Source organism: Pseudomonas sp. FW305-70, from assembly GCF_058783925.1.
The window spans coordinates 5805-9024 of the sequence record NZ_JBYSYZ010000076.1 but is presented as its reverse complement, the minus strand read 5'-3'; the positions used below and the strand labels follow the sequence as shown (position 1 = coordinate 9024).

Sequence of the window (3220 nt, the reverse complement as noted above, 5' to 3'; positions counted from 1 at the left end):
CGAGACCTTTTGGTTACTTTTGGGGCGTTTGCCAAAAGTGACCCGCTGTAAGAGCGGAACCATAAGCCGCCGTTACCGCAGAAACGGATATGTACTCAACCAACCAAGAACCTGGTCGGCCCAGAGGCCGCCAAGGTCAAAAGCCTAACGAATATCCAAAGCCACAGACATGAACTGACTGATCCGCGAGCGCAACCACCGCTCCGCCGGATCATTGTCATGCACCCCGCTCCAGGCCATCGACAACTGCGCCGCCTCAATCTCGAACGGCGGATCCTCGGCGCGCAACCCACACCCCTCCACCAACGCACAGGCCGCATAATCCGGCACGGTAGCGATCATCTCGGTGCCCACCAGCAACGCCCGCAACCCACTGAACTGCGGCACGCCAAGCACCACGCGACGACTGCGCCCGACCTTCGCCAGATCCAGATCGATATTGCCGCTCAAGTCACCGGAAAACGACACCATCGCATGGGGCCGTTCGCAGTACTCATCCAGGGTCAGCGGCCCCGGCCGGGTATCACCGCGCAGCACTTTGCAGGGAATATCGCGCAGCTTCTTGCGCTTGGCATTGGCCGGCAGATCCGTGGTGTAGCTCACGCCCACCGAGATCTCCCCCGACGCCAGCAACGCCGGCATCAACAGATAATTGGCCCGCCGCACGACCACGACGATGCCCGGTGCTTCCTCTTGCAGCTGACGCAGCAACGACGGAAACAAACCGAACTCGGCATCGTCCGACAGCCCGATGCGGAACACATCGCAACTGGTCGCCGGATCGAATTCCCTGGCCCGGCTGACCGCACCGGAAATGGTATCCATCGCCGGCTGCAGCTCCTTGAGAATCGTCAGCGCCCGCGCCGTCGGTTCCATGCCGCGACCGTTGCGCAGCAGCAACGGATCGTCGAACAGATCACGCAGACGCCCCAGCGCGGCGCTCACCGCCGGTTGGCCCATGAACAGTTTTTCCGCGACGCGGGTCAGGTTCTTTTCGAACATCAACGCCTCGAAAATCACCAGCAGGTTCATGTCGACGCGACGCAGATCGTTACGGTTCATAAGCACGGTTCCCTTGTGTGTTCGGCCAGGCGCGAGGTTGAGAAGTGTGTCTGACTTTACCCGGGACGTCCCGTGCTTAACGAGGAATTAACAACGATTAACTCGCAAGCCAGAGCCTTCGGGTCCAAGAATGAAGCCTACCGACACGGACATTCACCATGGCTCACGTTCAGCAAAATGCCGCGCCCGCGCCATTCACGCCTGCGCCAAAGAAAAGCACCGGCGGCCTCAGCCCGCAGCGCGAACGGCTGGTTAAACAACTGATCCTCGAGCGCCTCGGCGACAGCCTGGAAGTCACTGAACTGGCACAGGCCTGCGCCCTCTCGCGCAGTCATTTCTCCCGCGCCTTCAAGTGCAGCACCGGACTCTCGCCGCAGGACTGGATTCGCCGGCAACGCATAATCCTGGCCAAGCAATTGATCCAGTACACCGACATGAGCCTTACGCAGATCAGCCTCGAATGCGGCTTCTGCGACCAGGCGCACTTCTGCCACCTCTTCACCCGCAGCGAAGGCATCAATCCGTTTGCCTGGCGCTGTCAGAGGGTGCGTGGCCTTGAAAGCAAAAGATCGCAGCCTTCGGGCATGCACGCTAGCGTTTAGGCGCTGGCGAAGCCTGCGATCTTTTGATCTGGCTTTTTAACCTTTCAAGAACGCCAACAGGTCAGCGTTGAGCTGATCCTTGTGGGTGTCCGTCAGCCCGTGAGGGGCGCCCGGGTAGATCTTCAGGGTCGAGCCTTTGACCAGTCTGGCCGAGGAGACACCTCCCGCCTCGTAAGGCACGACCTGATCCGCGTCGCCATGCACCACCAGCGTCGGCACGTCGAACTTCTTCAAGTCTTCGGTGAAGTCGGTTTCCGAGAACGCCTTGATGCAGTCATGAGCGTTCTTGTGGCCGGCCATCATGCCTTGCATCCAGAACCAGTCGATCATGCCCTGGGACGGTTTCGCGCCGGGCTTGTTGAAGCCGAAAAACGGCCCGCTGGCGAGGTCGATGTAGAGCTGCGAGCGGTCGGCCAGCGAGGCCTGGCGGATGCCGTCGAACACTTCCAGTGGCAAGCCACCGGGGTTGGCTTCGGTCTTGAGCATCAGGGGCGGCACTGCGGAAATCAGCCCGGCCTTGGCCACGCGGCCGGTGCCGTGGCGACCGATGTAGCGCGCCACCTCGCCACCGCCGGTGGAGAAGCCGAACAGCACCGCGTTTTGCAGGTCCAGCAGCTCGATCAACTGCGCCAGATCGTCGGCGTAATGGTCCATGTCATTGCCTGACCACGGCTGACTGGAACGCCCATGACCGCGACGGTCGTGGGCGATGACCCGGTAGCCGTTGGAGGCCAGGAAAATCATCTGCGATTCCCAACTGTCGGCGTTCAGCGGCCAGCCGTGACTGAAGACAACCGGCTGACCGGTGCCCCAGTCCTTGTAGTAAATCTCGACGCCGTCGCGGGTAGTGAAAGTGCTCATGGGTGATGCCTCCTTAACGAGGGTTGGGGGGTGATTCAAACCGCAAGTGGGTTCAGGCGATCGGCCAGACGCGCCACCCGCTCGCCCAGGTGCGCGGCGGTGCAGCGATCCTCGGGAGGCGGCGCATCGTCGGGGGATTGCTCGACATTCGACTGGGCCATGGCGCCCAGTGAGCTGCCCAGGCGATTGAGCTGGCTGTTGAACGCGCCGGTGCTGGAACGGGCCGGTAGCAGGTCGAGGCCGACCCAGATCATCGAGTGCTGCGCGGCGAACACCGCCATCTGCAGCAAGGTGTTGAGTTTGTCGCCGCACAGGCAGCCGGAATTGGTGAAGCCCGCCGCGAGCTTGTCGCGCCAGGGCTGGGTCAGGTAGAACGCGGCCGTGGCCTCCATGAACGCCTTGAAGGCCGCCGAGGCGCTGCCCATGTAGGTCGGCGCGCCGAAGATGATGGCGTCGGCGTTGTGCAGCCGCGCCCAGTGCTCGTCCACTTCCTCGACCGGGATCAACTGGCAAGTGCTGCCCAGGTGCCGCTCCACGCCCGCGGCCACGGCTTCGGCCATGACCCGGGTGTGCCCGTAGCCACTGTGATAGACCACCACCACGTTGCTCATTCCGGTGTCCTTTGTGGGAGCGAGCCTGCTCGCGAAAGCGCTGTGTCAATCACCGCATAGGCTGAATGTGACACCGCCTTCGCG

4 protein-coding genes are annotated in these 3220 nt (G+C 62.3%); 1 reads left to right on the top strand and 3 read right to left on the bottom strand.

What is annotated here, in order from left to right:
• Positions 1-144 precede the first annotated feature (144 nt).
• Positions 145-1062 carry a LysR family transcriptional regulator gene (locus AC3WN7_RS28280; protein WP_102675850.1) on the bottom strand — a complete coding sequence of 306 codons (918 nt, stop codon included), beginning with the start codon at positions 1060-1062 and terminating at the stop codon, positions 145-147.
• Positions 1063-1220: 158 nt separating this feature from the next.
• Between AC3WN7_RS28280 and AC3WN7_RS28275 the strand changes: the two genes are divergently transcribed.
• Positions 1221-1664 (top strand): helix-turn-helix domain-containing protein, encoded by a 444-nt coding sequence (locus AC3WN7_RS28275; RefSeq protein WP_102675851.1) that lies wholly within the window; start codon positions 1221-1223, stop codon positions 1662-1664.
• 36 nt (positions 1665-1700) lie between these two features.
• Here AC3WN7_RS28275 and AC3WN7_RS28270 read toward each other — a convergent pair whose 3' ends face one another.
• Together AC3WN7_RS28270 and AC3WN7_RS28265 are read right to left on the bottom strand one after the other, a co-directional pair.
• Positions 1701-2525 carry an alpha/beta fold hydrolase gene (locus tag AC3WN7_RS28270; RefSeq protein ID WP_102675852.1) on the bottom strand — a complete coding sequence of 275 codons (825 nt, stop codon included), beginning with the start codon at positions 2523-2525 and terminating at the stop codon, positions 1701-1703.
• A 35-nt stretch (positions 2526-2560) separates the two neighbouring features.
• Complete coding sequence (locus AC3WN7_RS28265) at positions 2561-3136, bottom strand: flavodoxin family protein (RefSeq protein WP_102675853.1); 576 nt, start codon at positions 3134-3136, stop codon at positions 2561-2563.
• Positions 3137-3220 lie beyond the last annotated feature (84 nt).